This window comes from Streptomyces sp. NPDC059695 (genome assembly GCF_042733785.1).
In the GTDB taxonomy this organism is placed as follows: domain Bacteria; phylum Actinomycetota; class Actinomycetes; order Streptomycetales; family Streptomycetaceae; genus Streptomyces.
Genome location: NZ_JBHWFF010000042.1, coordinates 1 through 25,775 on the forward strand (window position 1 = coordinate 1; position 25,775 = coordinate 25,775).

Here is a 25,775-nt window from a genome sequence, read left to right on the forward strand (position 1 = left end):
TGGTGCGGGTCAGGGCGCGGAACGCGGAGGCGCCGCGAAGGGCGCCGTCCCGTGTGCCCACCCGTCCCGCCCCAGCGGGACGATTGCCCACACGGCAGCGGGCGAAGGCCCACACGGGCGTGGGCGCGGGCCCGCACGGGCGTGGGCGCGGGCCCGCACGGGCGTGGGCGCGGGCCCACACGGGCGGAGGCGCGAGGCCGGGCCGCCCGGGTCGCACGGCCGCCCGGTCCTGCCCCGCACGGACCCGGACCCAGATCACAGCTCCGCCAGGAGCTCCGCCTTCTTCGCCGAGAACTCCGCATCCGTCACCAGCCCCGCCTGATGCAACTCCCCCAGATGCCGAATCCTTTCAGCCACCGCCCCGGGATCCCGCCGCTCCGCCTCCCGCCCCGCATCCGCACCCGCACCCGCCGCGACGGCGACGGGCACCGGGACCGGAGCGCGGTCCTTCCCGCGGATCGCCGCCAGGACCGCCGCCGCGAAGGTCAGGGACTCGTGCACCGGCCCGTAGCGCCCGAAGACGACGCACATGGGGTCCTCGTCGGGCCGTTCGGCCCGGGGCCCGCCGCCCCGGGGCATCAGCCGCAGGTACCCGTCGACGCCGTCCGGCGAGCGCCATTCGACCCCGCAGAGGTCCCGTACGGAGAAGACCTGGTCACCGGCCTTCCACTTCTCCGAGGTCGCCCCCGTCCAGGACCAGCGGAAGGCGACCTCCGAGGTCCCGTCGAAGGTGGCCTTCCCGTCGTACGCCTTGAAGGACTGGGGCCCCGTCGGGGGCGCGACGAGGAACCGCTCCGCGGAGGCGACGCCCTCGACGGCCGGCCCGTCGCCCGCGGCCCCCGGGAGCGCGGCGAGGAGCGCCCGCAGCTCGTCCCGGCAGTGCTCGGCGAGCGGCTCGCGTTCCGCCGGGAGCACCAGGCGGTACGGATCGCTGCCCTCCTTGAGCTGCCCCGCGGCCGCTTCCATCAGCGGATCGGCGCCCGGTCGCGGCACGGCGTGCAGCACGACGGTGCCCCGCTTCCCGGGCGTGAGCGTCACCGACGCCAGCGCCTCCAGCGGGACTCGTCTCTCGCGCAGCACGTGGAAGAACTTCGGCGTGCGGATCCCCCGATCGAAGCGGATGACGAGGGCGTCGCTCTCGAGCTCCCAGGTGGCATGAATTCCGGCCAGCACATCACCCATACGCCTCATCGTAAGCGGCGTGTGCCCTGGCGTCGCCCCTGTGAAAGGTCCCGAAATTGCGTGATCTACGCGCGTCAGAGCCCTTCCGTGCCGGATATTCCGTCGCGGCAAGCGCTGTCGGCACGTGCGCAGACGAGGCGCGGGTACGCCCCGACGCCTATCGCGGCGAAGTTGTCGAGGCTCTGCGTACCCGGCTCGAAATAGCCGCTGTGGCCGACCGCCCCGCGCGCGGAGAGCAGCCGGGCGCCGAACTCGGGCGCGACCGGGTCGGTTCCGTGCCCGAGTCCGCCCACCTCCAGGTGCGGCACGTCGGCTATCCAGTCGTCGGCGTCCCGCATGGCCCACACGCGCGCGGGGCTGTCGAGTTCGGCGGCCCGTTCGACCCGCATCCCGGGGCTTCCGGCCACGGCCACGTCGGTCACCCGGGAGGGCAGCCGGGGCGCGGCGACCCCGCAGAGCACGGAGCCGTAGCTGTGGCAGAAGAGCGCCACGCGCGCGTGCGGGGGAAGCGACTCGGTGAGTCCCACGAGGCGTACGGCGCCCTCCCCGGCCAGCCGGCCGGTCGCCGCGTCGACGCCGACGCCGGTGGGCGAGGTGTAGTCGGCCCAGGCGATCACGGCCACGCGTGCGCGGGGCGAGGCCCGCCGTTCGGCGGCGTAGAGGGCCTCGGCCATGCCGGCGGGGGCGCCGTACCGGCCGTGGGTCTTCTGGAAGGTGAGCAGGTTGGTGTCGACCCCGGGCACGATCACGGAGACGCGCCGGGCCCGTGCCAGATCCCCGAGGACCTCGGCGGCCCGCCCCGTACCGCTCGGGTCGAAGGCGAGGACCTGGCGGCCCGGCCGCATCAGCGAGGCGAAGCGGTCGACGCGGCGCCGGGCCTCGTGGCGGCCCTCGGGGGAGAGCCGGGTGTCGTCGACCCTGCCCCGCTCGGCGGCGTACGCGCGCGCGAGGGTGATGCGGTTGGCGCGGTAGCGCAGGGTGACCGGGGCGCCGTTGAGGTTGCCGACGACGAGGGGGTGCCGGGAGGCGAGCCGGGTGCGGTCGGCCGGGCCGAGCCCGGCGAAGAACGCGGCGACGGTGGCGGCCGGGGCGGCCGGGTCGGGCAGCGGCCGGTGGTCGACGCGGTCCCGCACCCAGGCGGCGAGCGCGGCCTCGCGGGACGACCACGGCAGGGGCCGGTGCCGGATCGTGGTCCACCCGGTGGTCGCGAGGAGCACGAACACGACGGCGAGCGCGAGGAGCGCGCGCGTGGCGACGAGCGCGGGCGAGGTATCGACGGAGGTCACGGGCGGCCACCCTACGGGGCCCGGGTGACGGCCCCGGACCCCCGGGGGGTGACCCCCGGGGGGTGGGTCCTACCGCTCCCGGTCCCAGTGCGGGGCGAGCGCCGGGCCGAGGTGGTCGAGGTAGGTCTCGGTGAGCGCGCGGATGGCCTCCAGGCTCTGGTCCGTGCCCCGGCCCCACATCTGGCCCGTCACCCGCATCACCCCGCTGAACGCCGCCACCGCGATCCGGGGACGGGGGTCCGCGTCGACGTCGAGGCCCTCGCGGGCGGCGACGATCCGGGCGATGGTCTCCTCCATCTCGGTGGAGCGGCGCAGATGGACGGCGAGCAGCGCGGGCGTCGACTCGATCATCCGGTACGTGCGCAGGTACAGCTCGACGGGGACGACCTCGACGATCGCCTCGCCGATGGAGTCCCAGGCGGCCAGGACGGCGTTGCGCAGCGCGTCGAGGGGGGCCTCCTCGGCCGGCCGCTGCCCGAGGGCGTGCACGAACCGGTCCTCCACCATGTGCTGGACGGTGAAGGCGACCTCCTCCTTGGAGGAGAAGTACCGGAAGAAGGTGCGCTGGGAGACCTCCACGGCGTCGACGATCTCGTCGACGGTGGTCCGCTCGTACCCCTGGGTGGTGAAGAGCTCCAGCGCCACCCGGGTGAGCGCGTCGCGCGTGCGCTGCTTCTTCCGCTCGCGCAGTCCGGGCAGGGTCACGTCGAGGTCCTCTTTCCAGCGTTTCGTCCTGCTCAGCGTACCTGTGAGCTACGTGACAGTTACCGACGCGTGAATCGCTTTGTCAATTGTCAGTGACTGTCATTAGCCTCGATCTCATGACTAGTCAGACCACCGTGGAAAAGGCCCCGCAGGGTCAGGGGGGCGTCCGGGAACCCGCACCGGTCCCGGCGAAGGGACTGCGCGGCCACCCCTGGCTGACCCTGTTCGGCGTGGCCGTGGGCGTGATGATGGTCGCGCTCGACGGCACGATCGTCGCCATCGCCAACCCCGCCATCAAGACCGACCTCGGCGCCAGCCTCGCCCAGGTCCAGTGGATCACCAACGGCTACCTGCTCGCGCTCGCCGTCGCCCTGATCACCGCCGGCAAGCTCGGCGACCGCTTCGGCCACCGGCAGACCTTCCTCATCGGCATCGCCGGCTTCGCCGCCGCCTCGGGCGCGATCGGCCTCTCGGACTCCATCGGGGCCGTGATCGCCTTCCGCGTCCTGCAGGGCCTCTTCGGCGCCCTGCTGATGCCGGCCGCGCTCGGCCTGCTGCGCGCCACCTTCCCCGCCGAGAAGCTGAACATGGCCATCGGCATCTGGGGCATGGTCATCGGCGCGTCCACGGCGGGCGGCCCGATCGTCGGCGGCCTGCTCGTCGAGCACGTCAGCTGGCAGTCCGTCTTCTTCGTCAACGTGCCGGTGGGCGTCGTCGCGCTCGTGCTCGGCCTGGTCATCCTGAAGGACCACCGCGCCGAGAACGCGCCGCGCTCCTTCGACGTCCTCGGCATCCTGCTGCTCTCCGGCGCGATGGCCTCCCTCGTCTGGAGCCTCATCAAGGCCGGTGAGTCCTGGGGCTGGTCCAGCGGCAAGACCTGGGGCTGCCTGATCGGCGCGCTGTTCCTGTTCGCGGTCTTCGCCTTCTGGGAGACCAAGGTCAAGGAGCCGCTGATCCCGCTGGCCATGTTCCGCTCCGTGCCGCTCTCGGCCGGTGTGGTGCTGATGGTCCTGATGGCCTTCGCCTTCATGGGCGGCCTCTTCTTCGTCACCTTCTACCTCCAGGGCGTGAAGGGGCTCAGCCCGGTCGACAGCGGCCTGCACCTGCTGCCGCTGACCGCGATGATGATCGTCTCCTCGCCGCTGGCCGGTGCGCTCATCACCAAGTTCGGGCCGCGCGTGCCGCTCGTCGGCGGCATGGTCTGCACGGCCGTCGCGATGTTCGGCATGATCACCCTCACGTCCGGGACCGGCACCTTCGCCATGTCCCTCTGGTTCGCCCTGCTCGGCCTGGGACTCGCCCCGGTCATGGTCGGCGCGACCGAGGTCATCGTCGGCAACGCGCCGCTGGAGCTCTCCGGCGTCGCCGGCGGTCTGCAGCAGGCCGCCATGCAGGTCGGCGGCGCGCTCGGCACGGCGGTGCTCGGCGCCGTCATGTCCTCCAAGGTCGCCGACTCCTTCGCGGGGAACTGGAAGGAGGCCGGCATCCCGGCCCCGGTCAACCCGCAGCTGGAGCAGGCCGCCGAGTTCGGCATGGCCCCGCCGGAGCTGGCCCAGGCGCCGGGGATGACCCCCGACCTCCTCCAGCTGATCACCAAGGTCATCCACGACACGTTCCTCGACGGCATGGGCCTGGCCTTCACCGTCGCCGGCGGTGTGGCCGTGGTCGCGGCCCTGGTCGCCACGCTCACCAAGCGCGGCGAGAACGCGGAGGCGGGCGGCATGGGCGGTCACATCTGACCTCCGGCCCTCGGGGTTCCCGTAAGGGGCCGTCACCCGTTCGCGTGAACGGGGGCGGCCCCTCTTCCGTCGGCGCGGGACGTCCGCCATCCTCGTGATTACAGAGAGTGACGACACGGGGGTTCATCAGGATGTATACGAAGACAGCACTCGCGCTCGCGGGCGCCCTGGCCGCCCTCCTGGCCGCCCAGGCCACCGGGAGTGCCTCCGCCGGGGCCGCCGCACCGCCTCCCGGCGCCACGGCGCGGACCGCACCGCCGGGCACCGCGCTCGGGACCTGCGGGCCGGGCCGGCTCTGCCTCTGGCCCAAGCCCGACTTCAGGGGCAGGCCGTGGACGCACGAGCTGGCCACCACCGACATCGACAGCTGCGTGGCCCTGCCGCCGGGCACCTCGGCGCAGTCCCTCGCCAACCGCACGGGGCGGCCCGTCACCACGTACCAGTCCGCCGAGTGCGGGGAGACGGGCGAGTTCGAGACGTACCCGGGGCGGGGGACGTGGGTGCCGCAGACGGCCTACGAGGTCAGAGCGTTCAAGCTCTGGGAGCGGTAGGCGAGGGAACCTCCCGCGGCTCGTTCGGCCCCGGCGGCGCCGAGAGCCGGGCCACCTCGGCGCGGAGCTCCCGGACCTCCAGGGTGAGCGCCTCCAGGAGCTCGGTCTGCCGGCGCTCCACCGCGTCGTCGCGGTCGAAGCGCGAGATGAACCAGGCCGCGATGTTGGCCGTGACGACACCGAGCAGGGCGATGCCCGACAGCATCAGGCCCACCGCGAGGACCCGGCCGAGACCCGTGGTCGGGGCGTGGTCGCCGTAGCCGACCGTGGTCATCGTGGTGAACGACCACCAGACCGCGTCCCCGAGGGTCTTGATGTTGCCGTTCGGGGCGTCCCGCTCCACGTGCAGCACGGCCAGCGAGCCGAACATCATCAGCCCGACCACCGCGCCCGCCACATAGGTGGTGAGCGTTATCTGCGGGGCCATCCGGGCCCGCCGGCCCACGAGGAGGAGCGTGGAGACCACCCGCAGCAGCCGCAGCGGCTGCACCATCGGCAGTATCACCGCGAGCAGGTCCACCAGATGTCCGCGCACGAAGCGCCGGCGGTCCGGGGCGAGCCCGAGACGGACGAGGTAGTCGAGCGCGAAGGCGCCCCAGACGGCCCACTCGACATGGGTGCACAGCCGGTGCACCCATGGCTCGGCGCCGGGGGCCACGATCGGCACCGCGTAGGCGAGGCCGAACGCGACCGCGAGCACCAGGAGCGGTGTCTGGGTGCGCTCTTCCCAGCGCAGCATCTTGACGGGCATGACCGGCATCGTAGGGAATGGCGAAGGGCGGCGGGACCGTGTCCCACCGCCCTCACCAGCCCGAACGAACCGCCGTCAGGCGTCGCCGCCCGCGGCGCCCGGGTCGGCGGCCGCCACGTCGAGGAGCTGGTAGCGGTCCACGGCCTGCTTCAGGGCGGAGCGCTCGACCTTGCCCTCGCGGGCGAGCTCGGTCAGGACCGCCAGCACGATCGACTGCGCGTCGATGTGGAAGTAGCGGCGGGCCGCGCCCCGCGTGTCCGCGAAGCCGAAGCCGTCCGCGCCCAGCGAGGTGTACGAGCCCGGCACCCAGCGGGAGATCTGGTCCGGCACCGCCCGCATCCAGTCCGAGACCGCGACGAAGGGGCCCCCGGCGCCCTGGAGCTTGCGCGTCACGTACGGGACGCGCTGCTCCTCGTCCGGGTGGAGGAGGTTGTGCTCCTCGACGGCCACGGCCTCGCGGCGCAGCTCGGTCCAGGAGGTCGCGGACCAGACGTCGGCCCGGACGTTCCACTCCTCGGCCAGGATCCGCTGCGCCTCGATCGCCCACGGCACGGCGACGCCCGAGGCCATGATCTGTGCCGGGATCGTGCCCGCCTCGCCGGCCCTGAAGCGGTGGATGCCCTGGAGGATGCCGTCGACGTCCACGTTCTCGGGCTCGGCCGGGTGCTGGATCGGCTCGTTGTAGACGGTCAGGTAGTAGAAGACGTCCTCGGCCTCGGGGCCGTACATGCGGCGCAGACCGTCCTTGACGATGTGCGCGATCTCGAAGCCGAACGCCGGGTCGTAGGCGATGCAGGCCGGGTTGGTCGAAGCGAGGAGGTGCGAGTGTCCGTCCGCGTGCTGGAGGCCCTCGCCGGTCAGTGTCGTGCGGCCGGCGGTGGCGCCGAGCACGAAGCCGCGGGCCAGCTGGTCGGCCATCTGCCAGAACTGGTCGCCGGTCCGCTGGAAGCCGAACATCGAGTAGAAGACGTACACCGGGATCAGCGGCTCGCCGTGCGTGGCGTACGCGGAGCCGGCGGCGATCAGCGAGGCCGTGCAGCCGGCCTCGGAGATGCCGTCGTGCAGCATCTGGCCGGTCGGCGACTCCTTGTAGGCCAGGAGGAGTTCGCGGTCCACCGCCTCGTACTGCTGCCCCAGCGGGTTGTAGATCTTGGCGCTCGGGAAGAACGCGTCCATGCCGAAGGTGCGGTACTCGTCGGGGGCGATCAGCACGAAGCGCTTGCCGATCTCCTTGTCCCGCATGAGGTCCTTCAGGATGCGGACGAACGCCATCGTGGTGGCGATCGACTGGTGCCCCGAGCCCTTCTTGGCGGCCGCGTAGGTCTTGTCGTCGGGGAGGACCAGCGGCTTCGCCCGCACGACCCGGGTCGGGACGTACCCGCCCAGCGCCTTGCGGCGGTCGTGCATGTACTGGATCTCCTCGGAGTCCGGGCCCGGGTGGTAGTACGGCGGCAGGCCGTCCTCCAACTGCCGGTCCGTCACCGGGATGTGCAGCCGGTCGCGGAAGCGCTTGAGGTCGTCGACCGTCAGCTTCTTCATCTGGTGGGTCGCGTTGCGGCCCTCGAAGTTCGGGCCCAGCGTCCAGCCCTTGACGGTCTGCGCGAGGATCACCGTCGGCTGGCCGGCGTGCGCCTTCGCCGCCGCGTAGGCCGCGTAGATCTTCTTGTGGTCGTGTCCGCCGCGGCCCAGGTGCAGGACCTGCTGGTCCGACATGCCCTCGACCATGGCGCGCAGCCGGTGGTCGTCGCCGAAGAAGTGGTCCCGGATGTAGCCGCCGGTCTCCGTGGCGTACGTCTGGAACTGGCCGTCCGGGGTGGTGTTCAGCTTGTTGACCAGGATGCCGTCACGGTCCTGCGCGAGCAGCGGGTCCCAGGAGCGGTCCCAGATCAGCTTGATGACGTTCCAGCCGTTGCCCCGGAAGATCGACTCCAGCTCCTGGATGATCTTGCCGTTGCCGCGGACGGGGCCGTCGAGGCGCTGGAGGTTGCAGTTGACGACGAAGGTCAGGTTGTCCAGGCCCTCGCGGGCGGCGATGGAGAGCTGGCCGAGGGACTCGACCTCGTCCATCTCGCCGTCGCCGAGGAAGGCCCAGACGTGCGACCTGGAGGTGTCCGCGATGCCGCGCGCCTCCATGTAGCGGTTCATCCGGGCCTGGTAGATCGCGCCGAGCGGGCCGAGGCCCATCGACACGGTCGGGAACTCCCAGAAGTCCGGCATCAGCCGGGGGTGCGGGTACGAGGAGAGGCCGTCCGGGAACTTCGACCGCTCCTGGCGGAAGGCGTCGAGCTGCGTCGCGTTCAGCCGGTCGAGGAGGTAGGCGCGGGCGTAGATGCCGGGGGAGGCGTGGCCCTGGAAGAAGATCTGGTCGCCGCCGTCGCCCTCGTCCTTGCCGCGGAAGAAGTGGTTGAAGCCGACGTCGTACAGCGAGGCGGAGGAGGCGAAGGTCGCGATGTGGCCGCCGACGCCGATGCCCGGGCGCTGGGCGCGCGAGACCATCACGGCCGCGTTCCACCGGGTGGCGTTGAGGACCTTGCGCTCGATCTCCTCGTTACCGGGGAAGAACGGCTCGTCCCTGGTGGCGATGGTGTTGACGTAGTCCGTGCTGCGCATCTCGGGCACGGCCACGCGCTTCTCGCGGGCCCGCTCGATCAGCCGGAGCATGAGGTAGCGGGCCCGCTCACGGCCCCGCTCGTCGACGGCCGCGTCGAGGGAGTCGAGCCATTCCTGGGTCTCTTCCGGGTCGAAATCCGGGACCTGGCTGGGAAGGCCGCCAATGATGATCGGGTTGCGATCGGATCCGGGAGCCACGCTCTTCCTTCGCTGTTCGGTGGTGCCCACGGGGCCACGGACGTGGTCGGGACGTCCATCGTGTACCCCGCGTGCGCCAGGCGTCACACTTACCGAGGGGTAACCCTCAGGGGTGTCCTCCATGCGTCCGGGTGTGCTCAAATCGCAACCTTACGCCCAACCCGCGCATGCGTTTCGTCCGGGCGTTCGGCAGACTGAAACCGCAGAAGTCAGTAAACCGGGACGAATCATGTGTGCTTGATCACCGAGGAGGGTCCGACAATGCCGGAAGTTGCGGCGAGACAGCCCCAAACGTCACCGTTTCGGCGGTCTCGGCGGCCGGGTACTTGCGCGATCCGCCCCGGCACGTGTGGACTACGGCCAGCGCCGCGCGCATACGCGTGGCCCACAGGATTTTCCGAATGAGCAGGAGGCAAGCCGTGAGCGCGACCGCGGACCACGCGGAGGAGCGGACCAACCCGGCCGGCAGGCTGGGGTTCGAGCCCGGACAGGTGGTCCAGGAGATCGGCTACGACGACGACGTCGACCAGGATCTCCGTGAAGGCATCGAGTCCGCCATCGGAACCGACCTCGTGGACGAGGACTACGACGACGTCGCAGACGTCGTCGTGCTGTGGTTCCGTGACGAGGACGGCGATCTCACCGACGCCCTGGTGGACGCCATCGGTCTTCTGGAGGACGGCGGCAACATCTGGCTGCTGACCCCGAAGACCGGCCGCGACGGCTACATCGAGCCGTCCGACATCCAGGATGCCGCGCAGACAGCGGGTCTCTCCCAGACCAAGAGCATCAGCGTCGCCAAGGACTGGACGGGCACCCGCCTGGCCGCTCCCAAGCGCTGATCACCACGCTGCGAGAAGCCCCCGCCGGTCCACCGGCGGGGGCTTTCGTGTCCAGGCCGTAGGGTGGGGCCCACCCGGGTTCACCGATACGGCCCAAGGCCCGGGCCCCGTCGGAAGGGACGCGTACGCGATGGCGATCGAGGTCGGCACCCAGGCCCCGGACTTCGAGCTCAAGGACAACCACGGCAGGACCGTGCGGCTCTCCGCGCTCCGGGGCGAGAAGAACGTGGTGCTGCTCTTCTACCCCTTCGCCTTCACCGGTGTCTGCACCGGGGAACTGCGCGAGCTCCGCGACAACCTCCCGGCGTTCGTCAACGACGACACCCAGCTCCTCGCCGTCTCCAACGACTCCATCCACACCCTCCGCGTCTTCGGCGACCAGGAGGGGCTGGAGTTCCCGCTGCTCTCCGACTTCTGGCCGCACGGCGAGGCCTCCCGGGCCTACGGCGTCTTCGACGAGGAGAAGGGCTGCGCGGTCCGCGGCACCTTCGTCATCGACAAGGCAGGGATCGTCCGCTGGACCGTCGTCAACGCCCTGTCGGACGCCCGTGACCTGGGCGATTACCTCAAGGCCCTCGAAGCCCTCTGAGCGCCCCGGAGCCGACACCCGCGGATTCACCGGGCGAATCGACTGTTTCGACCGGGAACCCGTCACTAGGATCCAGACGTTGATCCGATGCCAACGCACGACTGGGGGCGCTGCCCCTGGAAACCTATGGAGGGACTCGTGGGAGTCAGCCTCAGCAAGGGCGGCAACGTCTCGCTGACCAAGGAGGCCCCTGGCCTCACCGCCGTGACCGTCGGTCTGGGCTGGGACGTCCGCACCACCACCGGTACGGACTTCGACCTCGACGCCAGCGCCATCCTGGTGAGCGAGGAGGGCAAGGTCCGCAACGACCAGGACTTCGTCTTCTTCAACAACCTGAAGAGCGCCGACGGCTCGGTCGAGCACACCGGTGACAACCTCACCGGCGAGGGCGAGGGCGACGACGAGCAGGTCAAGGTCAGCCTGGCCACCGTGCCGGCCGACGTGGCCAAGATCGTCTTCCCGGTCTCGATCTACGACGCCGAGAACCGCCAGCAGTCCTTCGGCCAGGTGCGCAACGCGTTCATCCGCGTCGTCAACCAGGCCGGCGGCGCCGAGATCGCCCGGTACGACCTCTCCGAGGACGCCTCGACCGAGACCGCGATGGTCTTCGGCGAGCTGTACCGCCACGGTGCGGAGTGGAAGTTCCGCGCCGTCGGCCAGGGGTACGCCTCGGGTCTGCGCGGCATCGCGCAGGACTTCGGCGTCAACGTCTGAGCCGAACCGTTCACACCGTCCGGCGCCGCACATCCCGTGCGGCGCCGGTCGTGCCTCACCACCACCGGCGGGCGAACCCCGCAGGTCGTGCCTCATCACCACCGGGGAGGAAGCCTCGCCGGTCGTGCTCATCACCACCGGGGAGGACACCTCGCCGGTCGTGCCTCATCACCACCGGGGAGGAACCGAATCATGGGCGTCACGCTCGCCAAGGGAGGCAATGTCTCCCTCTCCAAGGCCGCACCCAACCTCACCCAGGTCCTCGTGGGGCTCGGCTGGGACGCGCGCTCCACCACCGGAGCCCCTTTCGACCTCGACGCCAGCGCCCTGCTGTGCCAGGCCGGCCGGGTGCTCGGGGACGAGTACTTCGTCTTCTACAACCAGCTCCGCAGCCCCGAGGGCTCCGTCGAACACACCGGCGACAACCTCACCGGAGAGGGTGACGGGGACGACGAGTCGCTCATCGTGGACCTCACCAAGGTGCCGGCCCACTGCGACAAGATCGTCTTTCCGGTGTCGATCCACGACGCCGACAACCGCGGCCAGAGCTTCGGCCAGGTCAGCAATGCCTTCATCCGTGTCGTGAATCAGACGGACGGACAGGAGCTCGCCCGCTACGACCTCTCGGAGGACGCCTCCACCGAGACCGCGATGATCTTCGGCGAGCTCTACCGCTACAACGGCGAATGGAAGTTCCGGGCGGTGGGACAGGGGTACGCGTCGGGGCTCCGGGGCATCGCTCTAGACTTCGGGGTCAACGTTTCGTAAAGCCATGTAATTTCACGATGGGGTAGACAGTGGTTCTGAAAACCTTCGGCTGGTCGTTCGCGATCACTGCGCTCGGTCTGGTCGCGGCGGTGCTCTACGGGGGGTGGGAGGCGTTCGGGATCGTCGCGATCCTGTGCGTCCTCGAGATCTCCCTGTCGTTCGACAACGCGGTGGTCAACGCCGGAATCCTGCAGAAGATGAATGCCTTCTGGCAGAAGATCTTCCTCACGGTCGGCGTGCTCATCGCCGTGTTCGGCATGCGCCTCGTCTTCCCCGTCGTGATCGTCGCCGTCAGCGCGAAGATCGGCCCGATCGAGGCGGTCAATCTCGCGCTCAACGACGCGGACCGCTACCAGGAACTGGTGACCGACGCGCATCCGTCGATCGCCGCCTTCGGTGGCATGTTCCTTCTGATGATCTTCCTCGACTTCATCTTCGAGGAGCGTGACATCCAGTGGCTGCGCTGGATCGAGCGCCCGCTGGCCAAGCTCGGCAAGGTCGACATGCTGTCGGTCTGCATCGCCCTCGTCGTCCTGCTGATCAGCGCGGTGACCTTCGCGACCCACGCCCACCAGCACGGCGGCACGCACGTCGACAAGGCGCAGACGGTCCTCATCTCCGGCATCGCCGGCCTCATCACGTACCTCGTCGTCGGCGGTCTCTCCGGCTACTTCGAGAACAAGCTGGAAGAGGAGGAGGAGCGCGAGCACGAGGCCGAGGAAGAGGCGAAGCGCAGCGGCAAGAAGGTCACCGTGGTCCAGCTCGCGGGCAAGGCCGCCTTCTTCATGTTCCTCTACCTGGAGGTCCTCGACGCCTCCTTCTCCTTCGACGGTGTCATCGGCGCCTTCGCCATCACCAACGACATCGTCCTGATGGCGCTCGGCCTCGGTGTCGGCGCCATGTACGTCCGGTCCCTGACCGTCTACCTGGTCCGCCAGGGCACCCTCGACGACTACGTGTACCTGGAGCACGGCGCCCACTACGCCATCGGCGCCCTCGCGGTGCTGCTCCTGGTCACCATCCAGTACGAGATCCCCGAGGTCATCACCGGCTCCATCGGCGTGCTCCTCATCGCCTGGTCCTTCTGGTCCTCCGTCCGCCGCAACAAGCGGCTCGCGGCGGCCGAGGGCGGATCGGGCTCGGACGACAAGACCGAGGTGCCGTCCGGGGTGTGACACCCCCGGCGGTGAGGAATGCTTCTCTGCGGGGCGGCCGGTGCATCCGGCCGCCCCGCAGGCATGTGCACGGTGGCGACGGCCAGCGGTGGCGACGGCCAGCGGTGGCGACGATCAGTGGTGGCGACGATCAGTGGGGGTGAAGGCGTCATGGCCTTCTGGGACAACCTGTTTCCGGGGAGGGCGGCGCAGTTCGACTCGGGCAGCGCCGCGTCGAACGCGATCGACCTGACGAAGCGGCGTCCGACCGTCTCGCTGACGAAACAGGGCGCCGCCACCGGCAACCTCCGGGTGAACCTCTCCTGGCGGATGCGGACCTCCGACATCGAGGGCCGGTCCCGGCAGAGCGGACGGCTGCTGCGGAACCCCGCGCAGTTCTTCAAGCCCGAGGTCGTCCAGGCGCACACCCAGGGCGTGGTCAACGTCGACCTGGACCTCGGCTGCCTCTACGAGCTGACCGACGGCAGCAAGGGCGTGGTGCAGCCGCTCGGCGGCTTCCTCGGCGACCTGAACGAGGCTCCGTACGTCCGCCTCAGCGGCGACGACCGCTTCGGCGGCTCCTCGGGCGAGACGATCTTCGTCAATCTGGACCACCGGGACGAGATCAAGCGGCTGCTGTTCTTCGTGTACATCTACGACCAGACGCCGGCCTTCGACCGTACGCACGCCAAGGTGACGCTCTACCCGAGCAACGGCCCCCGGATCGAGGTCGAGCTCGACGAGCGCGCCCCGCAGGCCCGCTCCTGCGCCGTCTTCTCCATGGAGAACGTCAAGGGCGAGCTGACGGTCCGCCGCGAGGTGCGCTTCGTCTACGGCTTCCAGGCCGAACTGGACCGGCTGTACGGCTGGGGACTGCAGTGGGGGCGCGGCTACAAGACCAAGACGTAGCCGTGCCCGCCGGATCAGCTCCGGACGAACTGCGGGCCCATCGGCGGCATGCGGAACTCCGGCGCCGGGTTCTGCTCGGGGGCGGTCACCGGCTGGGGGTAGCCGTACGCGGGCGCCGGGGCGTGGACCGGCTCCTGGGGGTAGCCGTAGGCGGGCGCCCGGTCCGGCATCGGCGGCACGGTCGGCTGCGGCGGTACGGGGGCGTGGACCACGGTCAGGTCGAGGTCGGGGTCGTGCGCGGGGGCGTCGGGGAAGCCCGGAGCGCCACCCCCGGCCCCTCCGGACGCCGGAGGGGCCGGGGCCGCCTCCTGTGCGCCGTCCCGGCCGGCCTCCTGCGCGGCGTCCTCGTCGACCGAGATGCCGAAGTCCGTGGCGAGGCCCACGAGCCCCGTCGGATAGCCCTGACCCACGGCGCGGAACTTCCAGGCGTCGCCGCGGCGGTACAGCTCGCCGCAGATGACCGCGGTCTCCTCGCCGGTCTCCGCCGTCACGTCGAACAGCGCCAGCGGCTCCCGGTCCGGCCCGGCCACCGCGTCGTACAGCAGGATCCGCAGGTCGGAGACGGAGCGGAAGGTGCCTCCGTCGGAGGAGGCCGCGATGACCACCCGGTCGACCGAGGGGTCGAGCCCGGCCAGATCGGCCTCCACGGTGTCCGTCAGACCCTCGGCGACCCGCTTCTTCGGCAGCCGCCGCACCAGGCCCGAGGGGTGGCGCGGCTGGTTGTAGAAGACGAAGTCCTCGTCGGACCGGACGCGGCCGGAGGGCCCGAGGAGCAGGGCCGAGGCATCCACGTCGGGGACCCCGGGGCCCGGGGTCCAGCGGAGCACGGCCCGTACGGCCGCGGTGTCGAGAGGGACGTTGGAGCCCTTCAGCATCGCGTGCGTCATGACCGCAATCCTGCCCTCCCGCCCGACCCGCGGACAACGCGGGGGCGCCACGGATACCCGGACGGGGCGACGGATGCTGACGAGTTACCTGAATTTCATGCTCTGAGGGAACTACGGACACCCGCACCTACGTACTATTACCGGCCACATGTCATCAGGGCCCGCAGGGGCAGACGGGGGACTTACATGCGTCATTTCGGGCACATCCCGTCCGCGGTGCGGACCGGGCTGTTCCATCAGGAGCCGGCCGAGTTCACCTCCGACTCGCCCGCCCGCACGCTCGCCGTGGCCCTGGGCGCCACGCTCTACAGCCCGGCCACCCGGCCCCGGCTGGCCGACGCCGTGCGCAAACAGGCCGGGCGCGGCGTGGTCTCCATGGTGCTCTGCCTGGAGGACTCCATCAGCGACGCCGAGGTCGAGGCGGGCGAGGCCAACCTCGTCCGGCACTTCGCCGACCTCGCGGCCGGGACCGGGGGAGACCCCTCCGCCGGAGCCGCGACCCACCTCTCCGCCGGGACCGTGACGGACGCCGACACCGCCACGGACCTCACCGCGACCGCCGCGGACCTGCCGCTGCTCTTCATCCGGGTCCGCGAACCGCGCCAGATCACCGACCTCGTCGACCGCCTCGGCGCCTCGGTGAGCCTGCTGTCCGGATTCGTACTCCCCAAGTTCACCGAGTCCCGCGGCCACGCCTTCCTCGAAGCGCTCACCCAGGCCGAGCGGACGACCGGCAGGCGCCTCTTCGCCATGCCCGTCCTCGAGTCCCCCGAGCTCCTCCACCTGGAGACCCGGGCCGAGACCCTCGCCGGGATCGCCTCGATCACCGACAAGTACCGTGACCGCGTCCTCGCCCTCCGCCTCGGCGTCACCGACTTCTGCTCCGCCTACGGGCTGCGCCGCTCGCCCGACATGACCGCGTACGACATCAAGATCGTCGCGAACGTCATCGCCGACGTCGTCAACGTCCTCGGCCGCTCCGACGGCACCGGCTTCACCGTCACCGGACCCGTCTGGGAGTACTTCCGCCCCGGCGAGCGCATGTTCAAGCCGCAGCTGCGCCGCAGCCCCTTCCTCGAAGGCCGCGCGGAGGACCTGCGCACCGCCCTCATCGAGCACGACCTCGACGGGCTGCTGCGCGAGATCGAGCTCGACCGGGCCAACGGCCTGCTCGGCAAGACCTGCATCCACCCCACCCACGTGGTGCCGGTGCACGCCCTCTCCGTCGTCAGCCACGAGGAGTGGAGCGACGCCCAGGACATCCTCCGGCCCGACCGGGACGGCGGCGGAGTGCTGCGCTCCGCCTACACGAACAAGATGAACGAGGTGAAGCCGCATCGCGCGTGGGCCGAGCGCACCCTCCTGCGCGCCGAGGTGTTCGGCGTCGCCAAGGAGGACGTCGGCTTCGTGGATCTGCTCACCGCCGGCCTGGCCGGCTGACGAAGGGACGTCGACGACGTGGTGTGGACCGGAACGTGGGTCGCGGAGCGACTGGGCGTCGAACTGATCGGCGACGAGGAGCTGCCGGCCCTGTTGGGCCTCGCACTGCGTCGCAACCCCAAGCGCGCGCACCTGCTGGTCTCCAGCGTGCTCGGCAAGCACGTGCCGCAGCGCCCGTCCGTCGTGTACGGCTCGGGCCTCGGCCTCGGCCGGCGCGTCCGGGAGCTCCTCGGCGACGCCGAGGCCGCCCGCTCCGTCGTCCTCGGGTACGCGGAGACCGCCACGGCCCTCGGGCACGCCGTCGCCGACGGCCTCGGCCTCGCCCCGTACCTCCACTCCACCCGCCGCCCCGTGGCCGGTGTGGCCCGCGCGGGCGGCTTCGAGGAGTCGCACTCCCACGCCACCTCGCACCTCCTGCTGCCCGAGGACCCCGCCCTCCTCGCGGGCGACGGACCGCTGGTCCTGGTCGACGACGAGTTCTCCACGGGCAACACGGTCCTCAACACCATCCGCGCCCTGCACGCGCGCTACCCGCGCCGTCGGTACGTCGTCGTGGCCCTCGTCGACATGCGCTCCGACGCCGACCTCGGCCGCCTGGACGCCTTCGCCACGGAGATCGGCGCCCGCGTCGACCTGATCGCCGGAGCCGCCGGCACCGTCCGCCTCCCGGACGGCGTCCTGGAGAAGGGCCAGGCCCTGGTGGCGGCCCACGAGGGACCCGCCCCCGCCCCCGTACCCCTCCCGCGCGAGACGCCCGTGCGGGTGGAACTCGGCTGGCCCGAGGAGCTCCCCGACGGCGGACGGCACGGCTTCACGCCGCGGCACCGGGAGCACCTGGAAGCGGCCCTGCCGGCGATGGCCAAGGCGCTGACCGGGGCCCTGCCCGCGCCGGCCCCCGCCGGGGAGCCGCGCGTGCTCGTCCTCGGCTTCGAGGAGCTGATGTACGCGCCGCTGCGCCTCGGCACCGCCCTGGAGGACGCCGGGCACGACGTCCGCTACTCCACCACCACCCGCTCGCCCGTCCTCGCCGTCGACGACCCCGGCTACGCCATACGCACCCGGCTCGTCTTCCCCGCCCACGACGACCCGGCCGACGGACCCGGCGAGCGCTACGCCTACAACGTCGCGGGCGCGGGCTTCGACGCCGTCGTCCTCGTCGTGGACTCCGCCGCCGACACCCCGGCCCTGCACGCCCCGGACGGCCTGCTCGCCCAGCTCGCCGCGCACATCCCGCGCGTCGTGCTCGCGGTGGTCCCGTCGTACACGCCCACGGTCCGCGTCACCGAAGTCACCGAAGCTCCCGAAAGGAGCTCCATGCTGCCCGAGCCCCTCCGCGGCCCCGCCTTCTCCTCGTACGCACCCGAAGAGGTCGGCTGGCTGCTCCAGGACCTCTCGGACGTCGAACTCGAAGCCCCCACCGAGGAGCGGGAGGAGGCCATCCAGAGCGGCGGCGCGCACTACGCCGAGTCGCTCCCCGTCGAGTACCAGCCCAGCGAGCGCTACCAGGAGCTCTTCCGGACGGCCCTGGAGAGCTCCGCCGCCCGCATCGCCCGCGCGGTGGGCACGGTCACCGAGACCGTCCTCGCCGAGCGGTCCGCGCGCCCCGTCCTCGTCTCCCTGGCCCGGGCCGGCACCCCCGTCGGCGTGCTGATGCGCCGCTGGGCGAAGGCCCGCCACGGCCTCGACCTCCCGCACTACGCCGTCTCCATCGTGCGCGGCCGCGGCATCGACGCCAACGCGCTGCGCTGGCTCGCCGCCCACCACGACCCGGCCGACGTCGTGTTCGTCGACGGCTGGACCGGCAAGGGCGCCATCACTCGCGAACTCGCCGAAGCCGTACGGGAGTTCAAGGGCTTCGACCCGGAGATCGCGGTCCTCGCCGACCCCGGCTCCTGCGTCCGCACGTACGGCACCCGCGAGGACTTCCTCATCCCCTCCGCCTGCCTCAACTCCACGGTCTCCGGCCTGATATCGCGTACGGTCCTCCGCTCCGACCTCGTCGGGCCGGACGACTTCCACGGCGCCAAGTTCTACCGGGAGCTGGCCGGATCCGACGTCTCGGAGGTCTTCCTCGACGCCGTCGCCGCCCGCTTCGACGAGGTCGCCGCGACCGTCGACACGGACGTGAAGGAGCTCCTGGCCGCCGACCGCACCCCCACCTGGGAGGGCTGGGCGGCCGTGGAGCGGATCAGCGAGGAGTACGGCATCCACGACGTCAACCTGGTCAAGCCGGGCGTCGGCGAGACCACCCGCGTGCTGCTCCGCCGCGTCCCCTGGAAGATCCTCGCCAAGCGGGGCGCGGACGCCGACCTCGCGCACGTCCGGCTGCTCGCCGAGCAGCGCGGCGTCCCGGTCGAGGAGGTCGACGAACTGCCGTACAGCTGCGTGGGCCTGATCCACCCCCAGTACACGAGAGGTGCGACAGGCGCGGACGGGAAGGCGGTGGTGTCCCAGTGAGCACGGCTGCGAGCACGGGTACGGACACGGGATCGGCTGCGAGCACGGACACGCACACCGCCACGCACACCGCCACGCACACGGACACGCACCCGGACAAGAGTCCTGCCCCGTCCTCCACAACGCTGGTGGCGAGCGACCTCGACCGCACCCTCATCTACTCGACCGCGGCCCTCGCCCTCGGCATGCCGGACGCCCAGGCGCCCCGGCTGCTCTGCGTGGAGGTCCACGAGTCCAAGCCGCTCTCCTACATGACCGAGGACGCGGCCGAGCTCCTGGCGCGGCTGACCGCCGAGACCGTCTTCGTGCCCACCACCACGCGGACGCGCAAGCAGTACCAGCGCATCCAGCTCCCGGGCACCGCCCCGGCGTACGCGATCTGCGCCAACGGCGGGCACATCCTCGTCGACGGCGTCTCCGACGGCGACTGGCACGCCTCCGTCGTCCGCAGGCTCGCGGAGGAATGCGCGCCGCTCTCCGAGATCCGCGCCTACCTCACCGCCACCACGGACCTGTCCTGGGTGCGCAAGCACCGGGTGGCCGAGGACCTCTTCGCCTACCTGGTCGTCGAGCGGGAGCGGCTCCCCGAGGACTGGCTGGACCGGTTCGGCGCCTGGGCGGGCGACCGCGGCTGGACGGTCTCGCTCCAGGGCCGCAAGGTGTACGCGGTGCCGAAGCCGCTCACCAAGAGCGCGGCCGTCCGCGAGGTCGCCCGCCGCACCGGCGCGACGCTCACGCTGGCGGCCGGGGACTCGCTCCTCGACGCCGACCTGCTGCTCGCCGCGGACCGGGCCTGGCGGCCGGGCCACGGCGAACTGGCCGACAGCGACTGGACGGCACCCCACCTCGACGTCCTCGCGGAGCGCGGCGTCGCGGCGGGTGAGGAGATCCTGCGCCGCTTCCGGGCGGCCGCGGCGGCCTAGGGGCTGCCCGTCACCCCCTAGGAGGTGACGGAACACCCCTGGTATCAGCCGCAGCAGCCCCCGCCGCAGCAACCGCCACCGCCGCCACCGCCCTGCGCGGGGGCGGCGGAGGCGCTGCCTCCGACGGCCACGGCCGAGAGCAGCTTCACGGTGTCGTCGTGCCCGGCGGGGCAGGCGGCGGGAGCGGAGGACTCGGCCATGGGACGGCTGAGCTCGAAGGTGTCGCCACAGGTGCGGCAGCGGTATTCGTAACGAGGCATGGGAACAGGCTAGCGGCGGTACGAGCGCGGCATCAGTGCCCGACGCCGGATCCCCGGTCCTCCCGGATCTGGCCGACGACACGCGCGGCGGCGGAACGCACGGCCTCCAGCTCGGTCAGGAAGTGCCAGTAGTCGGGGTGGCGGCCCTCCAGCCCGTCCACGGCCCGGTCGAGACGGGCGACGGCCTCGTCGAGGGGGCGGGCGTGCCGGGGGTCGGGCGTGTTGCGCCCGGCCATGGCGAGCCGCTGGGCGTCCCGTACCGCGAACCGGGCGCGGTCGATCTCCGCCTTCGGGTCCTTGGCGACGGCGTCCAGGCGGCGCAGCCGGTCCCCGGCGGCCGAGACGGCCTCGTCGGTCGAGTCGAGCAGCGCGCGGGCCGTGGAGAGCAGCGAGGTCGCGTCGGGCCAGCGCTGCTCGGCCCGCGCCGTCCCGGCCTCGGCGAGCCGCTCCCCGGCCTGCCGGAGGGTCACGGCGGCCTGCTCCGGCACGTGCTGCAGGTCCTGCCAGCAGGCGGCCGAGTACCGTCGGCGCAGCTCGGAGAGGACGGGCTCGACGCCCTCGGTACGGGTGCCGAGGGCCTCGGTGCGGGTACGGAGCGACACGAGCCGCTTGTCGATCTCGGCGGCCCGCTCGGGCAGCCGCCCGGCCTCGGCCCGTACGGCCTCGGCGTCCCGGAGCACACGGTCGGCACGCTGGAGCGTCTCGGGGACGCCGTGGCGGCCGGCGCCCTCGTTGAGCAGGGTCAGCTCGGGTCCGAGGGCGGCCAGGCGCGCGGCCAGGTCGTCGGCGCGCAGCCCCGCCTCCCGGGCGCCGTCGAGGGCACCGCTCGCACCCCGCAGGGCCTGCCGGGCGCGCTCGACGGCGGGCGCGAGGCGGGCGAGCTGGGTCTCGGCGCGGCCGAGGAGCGGGGTGAGGCCCTCCTCGAACCGGTCCAGCTCGCCCCGGACGCGGTCGAGCTCCTCCTTGGCGCGGGTCAGCTCGGCGCGGGCACGGGAGGCGGTGGCGGCGTCGAGCTCGTCCCGGTCGAGATCATGGGCGTCGACGGCCCCGATGTACACATGACTGACCTCGTCGATCCGTCGCCCGAGCGCCTCGAACCCGTCGACGGCGCGGCGCGCCTCCGGCGAACTGTCGACGGCGGTGATCGTCTCGATGGAGATGCGGAGCCCGCGCTGGGCGGTGTCGAGCTCGTAGAAGGCGGCGGCGGCGGCGTCCTTGGCGGCCTGGGCCTCGGCCCGCTGGCTCTCGCCGCGCCCCCCGAACCACCGACGGGTCCCGCCGCCGGCGAAGGCCTGCGGCAGCAGCGCGCCCACCAGCAGGGGCAGCGCGAGCGCCAGCCGGAACGCGGAGGAACCCCCGCGCGCCGAAGTGCCCCCAGGGCCTGTCCGGCCCTTCCCCTCGGATCCGGCGCGCCCGCTCGACACACGGCCGGAACGCCCCAGTAGCTCGGCTACGAGGGCGCCCCGGCCGCGCGCCGACCGCACGCACCGAACGACCCGGCCCGATCCGACGCCCGTGGTCGGACGGGCCCTAGCGTCGCTCTGCGCCACGTACTACTCCCCGTGCTGTGTCCGCCGTGCCCGGTCAGGCTTCATTCTCCCACCCGGTAAGGACGAACACACGGCCCGGTCAGTTCGCCGTACGGACCGTGAGATCCCCGTTGTCGCTGCGCAGGCTCACGACGTGCTCGCTGTCGTCCCGGCGGGGCACGTCGAGGTCGACGTCACCGTTGTCACTGGAGCCGGCCACGGCGTACTCGGCCCGGGGGAGCGTCACGGTGACGTCGCCGTTGTCGGTGACGACGTCGACCTTGCGGGGGACGGCGCCGAGGGTGATGCCGACGTCGCCGTTGTCGGACCGTACGGCGAGCGCGGGAGAGCGGACGGAGTCCCCGACCTCGACGTCACCGTTGCCGCTCCCGAGATCGAGCGCCCCGCTGACGTTCCGGACCCGGACGTCCCCGTTGTCGGAGCGCACCTTCAGGGGGGTGGTGAAGCCCTCGGCGGTGACGTCGCCGTTGTCGTCCTCGACGGAGACGGCGACCCCGCGGGGCACCTGGATGCGGTGGACGGCCCCACAGCTGGAGGCGACGGCGTCGCACTCGACCCGGAGCGTGAGCCGCCCGTCCACGAGCTTCCAGCTGGCGTCGGGCCCCGACCCCATGAACACCCACCCGTCGACCTGCCGCTCGACCCGCACCTCGTCGATGTCGGCGGGCGTGATCACCAGCTCGGAGTTGTCCGAGTCGATCGTGAGCGCGTCCCCGCCGAACGCGAAGGTCTTCCGCTCCACCGGCGCCCCCTCGGCATCGGCGACCCCGCACCCGGCGAGCGCGAGCACGGCGACACCGGAAGCGAGCAGCACACGGAACGGACGACCTGCGACCATGACGATCATTCCCCCAGAAACGAAGCGGCGATGCCCCGACGCTACGACCCCACCACCCCCCGCCACGATCGGGCGACCCACCGTCCCCGGGGTGGGGCTACCCCCCGAGACATATCGGTTTGCGGCACCCACCCCAGGGCCATGTAGGCTGTTGCCTCTTCCACGGGTGCGTAGCTCAGGGGTAGAGCGCTGCTCTTACAAAGCAGATGTCGGCGGTTCGAAACCGTCCGCGCCCACCAGCAGGTAGATAGGCAAAGGCCCAGGTCACCGGTACTGAACCGGGAACTGGGCCTTCGTCGTTCTTTGGGCGGGAAGGCGGCTACGAGGCGCCGTGCCAGTTACGTGCCAGAAGCGTCGCCGAGCTCGCCCGGCCGGACCTTCCTGATCTGCTTGTCGACGTGGGCAGCGATGGCGTGGTCACGCCCGTTCACCAGGTGCTGATAGATCAGCGCGGCCCGCACCGACGAGTGCCCCATCCGCTGCATCAGCTCACGCGTCGTGGCGCCGCCCGTCGCGGCGAGGGTGTTCCCGGTGTGACGCAGATCGTGGAAGTGGACGTCGCGGAGGCCGGTGTCCTTCAGGGCCCGCAGCCACAGCCGGCGGAAGTTGTTGCGGCGCAGCTGCCCGCCGCGGGCTCCGGTGAAGACGAGCCCCGTCCGACCCGGCTCGGCGTAGACGGCGAGATGCGTGGCCAGGCTCTCCGCCAGCGAGGCCGGGAAGGCGACGGTGCGCACACCGGCCGCGCTCTTGGGCGTCTTGACCAGGATGCCGTCGGTTCGGGTCTCGGCCAGAGAACGCCTGACGGCGGCGGTTCGCCGGTCGAGGTCGACGTCATGGCGCTGAAGCGCGGCGAGCTCCCCGAAGCGGAGGCCGGTGAAGGCCGCCAGCAGAATGAACACCCGGAAGCGCGCCGGCACGGCGTCGGCGAGCTGAAAGACCTCGGTGACGTCGAGGAACGGCCGCTCGGCCGTCTTGGCCGCTCCGGCGCCCTTGATGCGGCAAGGGTTGCGCTGGATCAGCTCGTCGTCGACAGCGGTATTCATGATGGCGCGGAGGATCTGGTACGCCTTGGCGACCGTCGGCTCACCGACCCCCGACTCCAGGAGGCCGGCACGCCAGCGACGGATCTGGGGTGTGGTGATCTCACTCAGAACCACGTCCGCGAAGGTCGGCAGGATGTGGAGGCGCAGCGCGCTGCCGTTGCGTTCGCGGGTGGTCGCGGCATAGTCGCGTTCCTTGAACCAGGCGTCGGCGTACACCCCGAAGAGAACCCTGTCGTCCGGTTCTTCCACTTGCCGTCGATGATCTCCGCTTCCTTGCGGACGAGCCACCGATCGGCATCGGTCTGAGAGGCGAACGTCTCGGGCGCGGATCGTGTCAGCCCGTCCGGCCCCTGATAGCGAGCCTGGAATCGCCCGGAGGGCAGCTTGCGCACCGCACCGAAGCGGCGACGCTTTCCCTTGCTGTTCGCCATCAGGCCACCGCCGCGAATCGGCGACGAGTGGTGATCGGCTGGACGGTGTGGGCGACGACGAATTCCTTCAAGGCCCGCTCAGGAATGCGGACATGCCGCCCCACCTTGACGAAGACGATCCGGCGCTCGGCGATGAGCCGACGCGGAAACCTTTCGCTGGTGCCGAGGAGTTCGGCGGCCTGGCCCACGGTCAGCAGTCGGTCGGTCATGCGGGTGCTCCTTCCAAGGCGAGTTGATCGCGTAGGGCTTCGCGGGCGGTCTCGCGGTTGAGCTGGATGTCTCGGGCGATCGAGGCGGCGAGAGCGGCCTCGCCGGGGGAGTGGCCCTGTCCGGCGTACGTCCAGGAGGTGAGGACGAGGACGGTGTCCGGCTCGATGTCGTCGAGGCCGCGGGCGGTGCGTTCCTGGGCGGCGCGGTAGTCGGCGCGGGTCTGGCGGAGTTCGCTCAGGGTGGTGGAGTACTGGCGGGACTTGGTGGAGAAGTGGCCCCGGAAGCCGAGCATGTGGGCCCAGGCGAGGAGTCGGCGGTCCGGGTACAGAGGGTCGAGGTCGAAGCAGGCTTCGACGAGGCGGCGGGTGTGGTCGGGGACGCCGAGGAGGGCCAGGGCCTCGCGGTTGCCGACGCGGCGGTCGAGGCTGCCGGTGGTCTCCGCGGCTTTGGTGGCGTATTTGGCGATGTAGGAGGCGACGGCCTGTTCGGTGATGTCGGAGCCGTCGCCGAAGGCTTTGACGGGGCGGATGTCGAGCTGGGCGCCCCAGCGGAGGCGACGTAACGGCTGATCGCCGGCGGCGGGGATGGTGATGGTTGTGTACGCGTGGGTGGCGGCTGCGCGGATGGCGTCGGTGAGGCGTTCGGTGGTCGCCCACGACGGCGGCGGGGAGTCGGGACCGTCCGGGCCGTCGATGCGGACGACGGCATGGAAGTGGACGGCGCCGCGCTTTTGGAACTCGGCGACCTTCCCGTACGAGATCCGGGCGACCGCCTTGAGCTCCCTCTGCGAGAGACCGGCCGCGGCGGCGATCTCCCGGCGGAGGCGGTTCGTGAACCTCTGCCAGAGCTGCCCGGCGTGGTTGTTGAAGAGGACGGCGGCGGCGTAGTCGTACGAGTCGGGGTCGAGCGGCGTGCCGAGGGCGGCGTCGTCCTCGGCGTGGTGGAGGCCGCAGCGGCACGGCCGGGTGCCGGGGCGGTTGTGGACCGGTCCGAAGGACGGGGCGGTGAGGGTGAGGAAGACGCGGGGATGCTCGCGGACGGCGGCGGGGATGCCCCGGGCGCTGTCTCCGGCGAGGCCGGCGCGGATGAGGTGGTAGGTGTCGCCCGCGTACGTCCAGGCGCAGGCGGGGCAGCGGGAGGCCCGGCGGTTGCCGCAGGCGATCCGGAGCCGGGCGCCCGGTTCGGTGTCGGTGGAGTATCGGTGGAGGGTCTCGCCGGTGGCCTTGTCCCGGGTGAGGGTCCAGCCCTGGAGGTGGATGGGCAGTCAACCCGCCACGGTAAGAAACCACAGCGGGTTGAGAAGAGTTGAGCGAGCGTCAGTCGGTCGCGGGGCCGGAGCGGTAGTGCGCGAAGACGGCCGCCTCCTGGCCATCCGCCGAGCGGACAACGGCACGTGGGAGCTCCCGGGCGGAGTACTCGAACTCACCGAGGCGCCTGAAGCGGGCGTCGCCCGCGAGGTCCTGGAGGGGACGGGCATCCACGTCGAGGTGCACGAGCTGACGGGCGTCTACAAGAACACGACGCGAGGCATCGTGGCCCTGGTCTTCCGCTGCAAGCCCTCAGGCGGCTCCGAGCGAGTCTCGGAGGAGTCCACCGCAGTCGACTGGCTGACGCCGGCCGAGGTCGAGGAGCGCATGGCGGAGGTCTACGCGATCCGCCTCCTAGACGCCCTGGACGGCAACGGTCCCCACGTCCGCAGCCACGACGGCCGTCGCCTAATCGCACACCAGTGAGCCCC

The 25,775-nt window shown here is 71.6% G+C and carries 23 protein-coding genes, 1 tRNA gene and 1 pseudogene; 13 read left to right on the top strand and 12 right to left on the bottom strand.

Annotation, left to right across the window (positions count from 1 at the left end; genetic code table 11):
• Positions 1–255 precede the first annotated feature (255 nt).
• The 3 genes from ACFV2S_RS33350 to ACFV2S_RS33360 all read right to left on the bottom strand — a co-directional run bounded on the left by ACFV2S_RS33350 (position 256) and on the right by ACFV2S_RS33360 (position 3,173).
• Positions 256–1,182, bottom strand: a complete 927-nt coding sequence (locus tag ACFV2S_RS33350; RefSeq protein WP_385568033.1) for a DUF4429 domain-containing protein — start codon at positions 1,180–1,182, stop codon at positions 256–258.
• A gap of 74 nt (positions 1,183–1,256) precedes the next feature.
• Positions 1,257–2,468 carry an alpha/beta hydrolase gene (locus ACFV2S_RS33355; protein ID WP_385568037.1) on the bottom strand — a complete coding sequence of 404 codons (1,212 nt, stop codon included), beginning with the start codon at positions 2,466–2,468 and terminating at the stop codon, positions 1,257–1,259.
• A 69-nt stretch (positions 2,469–2,537) separates the two neighbouring features.
• Positions 2,538–3,173: a TetR family transcriptional regulator gene (locus ACFV2S_RS33360; protein WP_385568042.1), complete on the bottom strand. Its 636-nt coding sequence runs from the start codon at positions 3,171–3,173 to the stop codon at positions 2,538–2,540.
• A 116-nt stretch (positions 3,174–3,289) separates the two neighbouring features.
• Here ACFV2S_RS33360 and ACFV2S_RS33365 point away from each other — a divergent pair, with 116 nt between their 5' ends.
• Complete coding sequence (locus ACFV2S_RS33365; protein ID WP_385568046.1) at positions 3,290–4,912, top strand: MFS transporter; 1,623 nt, start codon at positions 3,290–3,292, stop codon at positions 4,910–4,912.
• 131 nt (positions 4,913–5,043) lie between these two features.
• Positions 5,044–5,463 (top strand): peptidase inhibitor family I36 protein, encoded by a 420-nt coding sequence (locus tag ACFV2S_RS33370; protein ID WP_385568050.1) that lies wholly within the window; start codon positions 5,044–5,046, stop codon positions 5,461–5,463.
• Here ACFV2S_RS33370 and ACFV2S_RS33375 read toward each other — a convergent pair.
• Complete coding sequence (locus tag ACFV2S_RS33375) at positions 5,444–6,223, bottom strand: potassium channel family protein (RefSeq protein WP_385568054.1); 780 nt, start codon at positions 6,221–6,223, stop codon at positions 5,444–5,446. The genes ACFV2S_RS33370 and ACFV2S_RS33375 overlap by 20 nt on opposite strands.
• Positions 6,224–6,289: 66 nt before the next feature.
• Positions 6,290–9,022 carry a pyruvate dehydrogenase (acetyl-transferring), homodimeric type gene (gene aceE, locus ACFV2S_RS33380; RefSeq protein WP_383794798.1) on the bottom strand — a complete coding sequence of 911 codons (2,733 nt, stop codon included), beginning with the start codon at positions 9,020–9,022 and terminating at the stop codon, positions 6,290–6,292.
• A 419-nt stretch (positions 9,023–9,441) separates the two neighbouring features.
• Here aceE and ACFV2S_RS33385 point away from each other — a divergent pair, with 419 nt between their 5' ends.
• From ACFV2S_RS33385 to ACFV2S_RS33410, 6 genes are all read left to right on the top strand, one after another.
• On the top strand, positions 9,442–9,864 hold the full coding sequence (locus tag ACFV2S_RS33385) for a DUF3052 domain-containing protein (RefSeq protein ID WP_385568060.1): 423 nt from the start codon (positions 9,442–9,444) through the stop codon (positions 9,862–9,864).
• 130 nt (positions 9,865–9,994) lie between these two features.
• Positions 9,995–10,453 carry a peroxiredoxin gene (locus ACFV2S_RS33390; protein WP_385568064.1) on the top strand — a complete coding sequence of 153 codons (459 nt, stop codon included), beginning with the start codon at positions 9,995–9,997 and terminating at the stop codon, positions 10,451–10,453.
• 138 nt (positions 10,454–10,591) lie between these two features.
• Positions 10,592–11,167 (top strand): TerD family protein, encoded by a 576-nt coding sequence (locus ACFV2S_RS33395; protein ID WP_026058190.1) that lies wholly within the window; start codon positions 10,592–10,594, stop codon positions 11,165–11,167.
• Between the two features lie 192 nt (positions 11,168–11,359).
• On the top strand, positions 11,360–11,935 hold the full coding sequence (locus ACFV2S_RS33400; RefSeq protein ID WP_125663907.1) for a TerD family protein: 576 nt from the start codon (positions 11,360–11,362) through the stop codon (positions 11,933–11,935).
• 29 nt (positions 11,936–11,964) lie between these two features.
• Positions 11,965–13,110, top strand: a complete 1,146-nt coding sequence (locus ACFV2S_RS33405; protein WP_383794793.1) for a DUF475 domain-containing protein — start codon at positions 11,965–11,967, stop codon at positions 13,108–13,110.
• Positions 13,111–13,260: 150 nt separating this feature from the next.
• The gene (locus ACFV2S_RS33410; protein ID WP_383794790.1) at positions 13,261–13,998 is read left to right on the top strand and encodes a Tellurium resistance; all 738 of its coding nucleotides are present in this window, start codon (positions 13,261–13,263) and stop codon (positions 13,996–13,998) included.
• A 14-nt stretch (positions 13,999–14,012) separates the two neighbouring features.
• Here ACFV2S_RS33410 and ACFV2S_RS33415 read toward each other — a convergent pair whose 3' ends face one another.
• Positions 14,013–14,885: a TerD family protein gene (locus tag ACFV2S_RS33415; protein ID WP_385568074.1), complete on the bottom strand. Its 873-nt coding sequence runs from the start codon at positions 14,883–14,885 to the stop codon at positions 14,013–14,015.
• Between the two features lie 186 nt (positions 14,886–15,071).
• On the opposite strand from ACFV2S_RS33415, the gene ACFV2S_RS33420 reads away from it, so the two are divergent.
• From ACFV2S_RS33420 to ACFV2S_RS33430, 3 genes are all read left to right on the top strand, one after another.
• Positions 15,072–16,325: an HpcH/HpaI aldolase/citrate lyase family protein gene (locus tag ACFV2S_RS33420; protein WP_385568078.1), complete on the top strand. Its 1,254-nt coding sequence runs from the start codon at positions 15,072–15,074 to the stop codon at positions 16,323–16,325.
• Between the two features lie 18 nt (positions 16,326–16,343).
• The gene (locus ACFV2S_RS33425) at positions 16,344–18,782 is read left to right on the top strand and encodes a phosphoribosyltransferase (RefSeq protein ID WP_385568083.1); all 2,439 of its coding nucleotides are present in this window, start codon (positions 16,344–16,346) and stop codon (positions 18,780–18,782) included.
• Between the two features lie 125 nt (positions 18,783–18,907).
• Positions 18,908–19,705: an HAD family hydrolase gene (locus tag ACFV2S_RS33430; protein WP_383794820.1), complete on the top strand. Its 798-nt coding sequence runs from the start codon at positions 18,908–18,910 to the stop codon at positions 19,703–19,705.
• 44 nt (positions 19,706–19,749) lie between these two features.
• Here the strand turns inward: ACFV2S_RS33430 and ACFV2S_RS33435 are convergent, their stop codons facing one another.
• The 3 genes from ACFV2S_RS33435 to ACFV2S_RS33445 all read right to left on the bottom strand — a co-directional run bounded on the left by ACFV2S_RS33435 (position 19,750) and on the right by ACFV2S_RS33445 (position 22,362).
• Entirely contained in the window at positions 19,750–19,965 is a 216-nt protein-coding gene (locus ACFV2S_RS33435; RefSeq protein WP_385568088.1) for a zinc ribbon domain-containing protein, read from the bottom strand.
• A 32-nt stretch (positions 19,966–19,997) separates the two neighbouring features.
• Positions 19,998–21,389: a hypothetical protein gene (locus ACFV2S_RS33440; RefSeq protein WP_385568093.1), complete on the bottom strand. Its 1,392-nt coding sequence runs from the start codon at positions 21,387–21,389 to the stop codon at positions 19,998–20,000.
• A 205-nt stretch (positions 21,390–21,594) separates the two neighbouring features.
• Positions 21,595–22,362 (bottom strand): DUF4097 family beta strand repeat-containing protein, encoded by a 768-nt coding sequence (locus ACFV2S_RS33445; RefSeq protein WP_385568098.1) that lies wholly within the window; start codon positions 22,360–22,362, stop codon positions 21,595–21,597.
• Between the two features lie 155 nt (positions 22,363–22,517).
• Here ACFV2S_RS33445 and ACFV2S_RS33450 point away from each other — a divergent pair.
• A tRNA-Val gene (locus ACFV2S_RS33450) sits at positions 22,518–22,592 on the top strand.
• A 99-nt stretch (positions 22,593–22,691) separates the two neighbouring features.
• Here ACFV2S_RS33450 and ACFV2S_RS33455 read toward each other — a convergent pair.
• From ACFV2S_RS33455 to repSA, 3 genes and pseudogenes are all read right to left on the bottom strand, one after another.
• Positions 22,692–23,612 (bottom strand): tyrosine-type recombinase/integrase, encoded by a 921-nt coding sequence (locus ACFV2S_RS33455; RefSeq protein WP_385568101.1) that lies wholly within the window; start codon positions 23,610–23,612, stop codon positions 22,692–22,694.
• A gap of 214 nt (positions 23,613–23,826) precedes the next feature.
• Positions 23,827–24,036, bottom strand: a complete 210-nt coding sequence (locus tag ACFV2S_RS33460; protein WP_385568106.1) for an excisionase family DNA-binding protein — start codon at positions 24,034–24,036, stop codon at positions 23,827–23,829.
• A pseudogene (repSA, locus tag ACFV2S_RS33465) lies at positions 24,033–25,298 on the bottom strand (replication initiator protein RepSA); the annotation flags it as partial. The pseudogene repSA and the gene ACFV2S_RS33460, both read right to left, overlap by 4 nt.
• Before the next feature lie 34 nt (positions 25,299–25,332).
• Here repSA and ACFV2S_RS33470 point away from each other — a divergent pair.
• Positions 25,333–25,770: an NUDIX domain-containing protein gene (locus ACFV2S_RS33470; RefSeq protein ID WP_385568110.1), complete on the top strand. Its 438-nt coding sequence runs from the start codon at positions 25,333–25,335 to the stop codon at positions 25,768–25,770.
• Positions 25,771–25,775 lie beyond the last annotated feature (5 nt).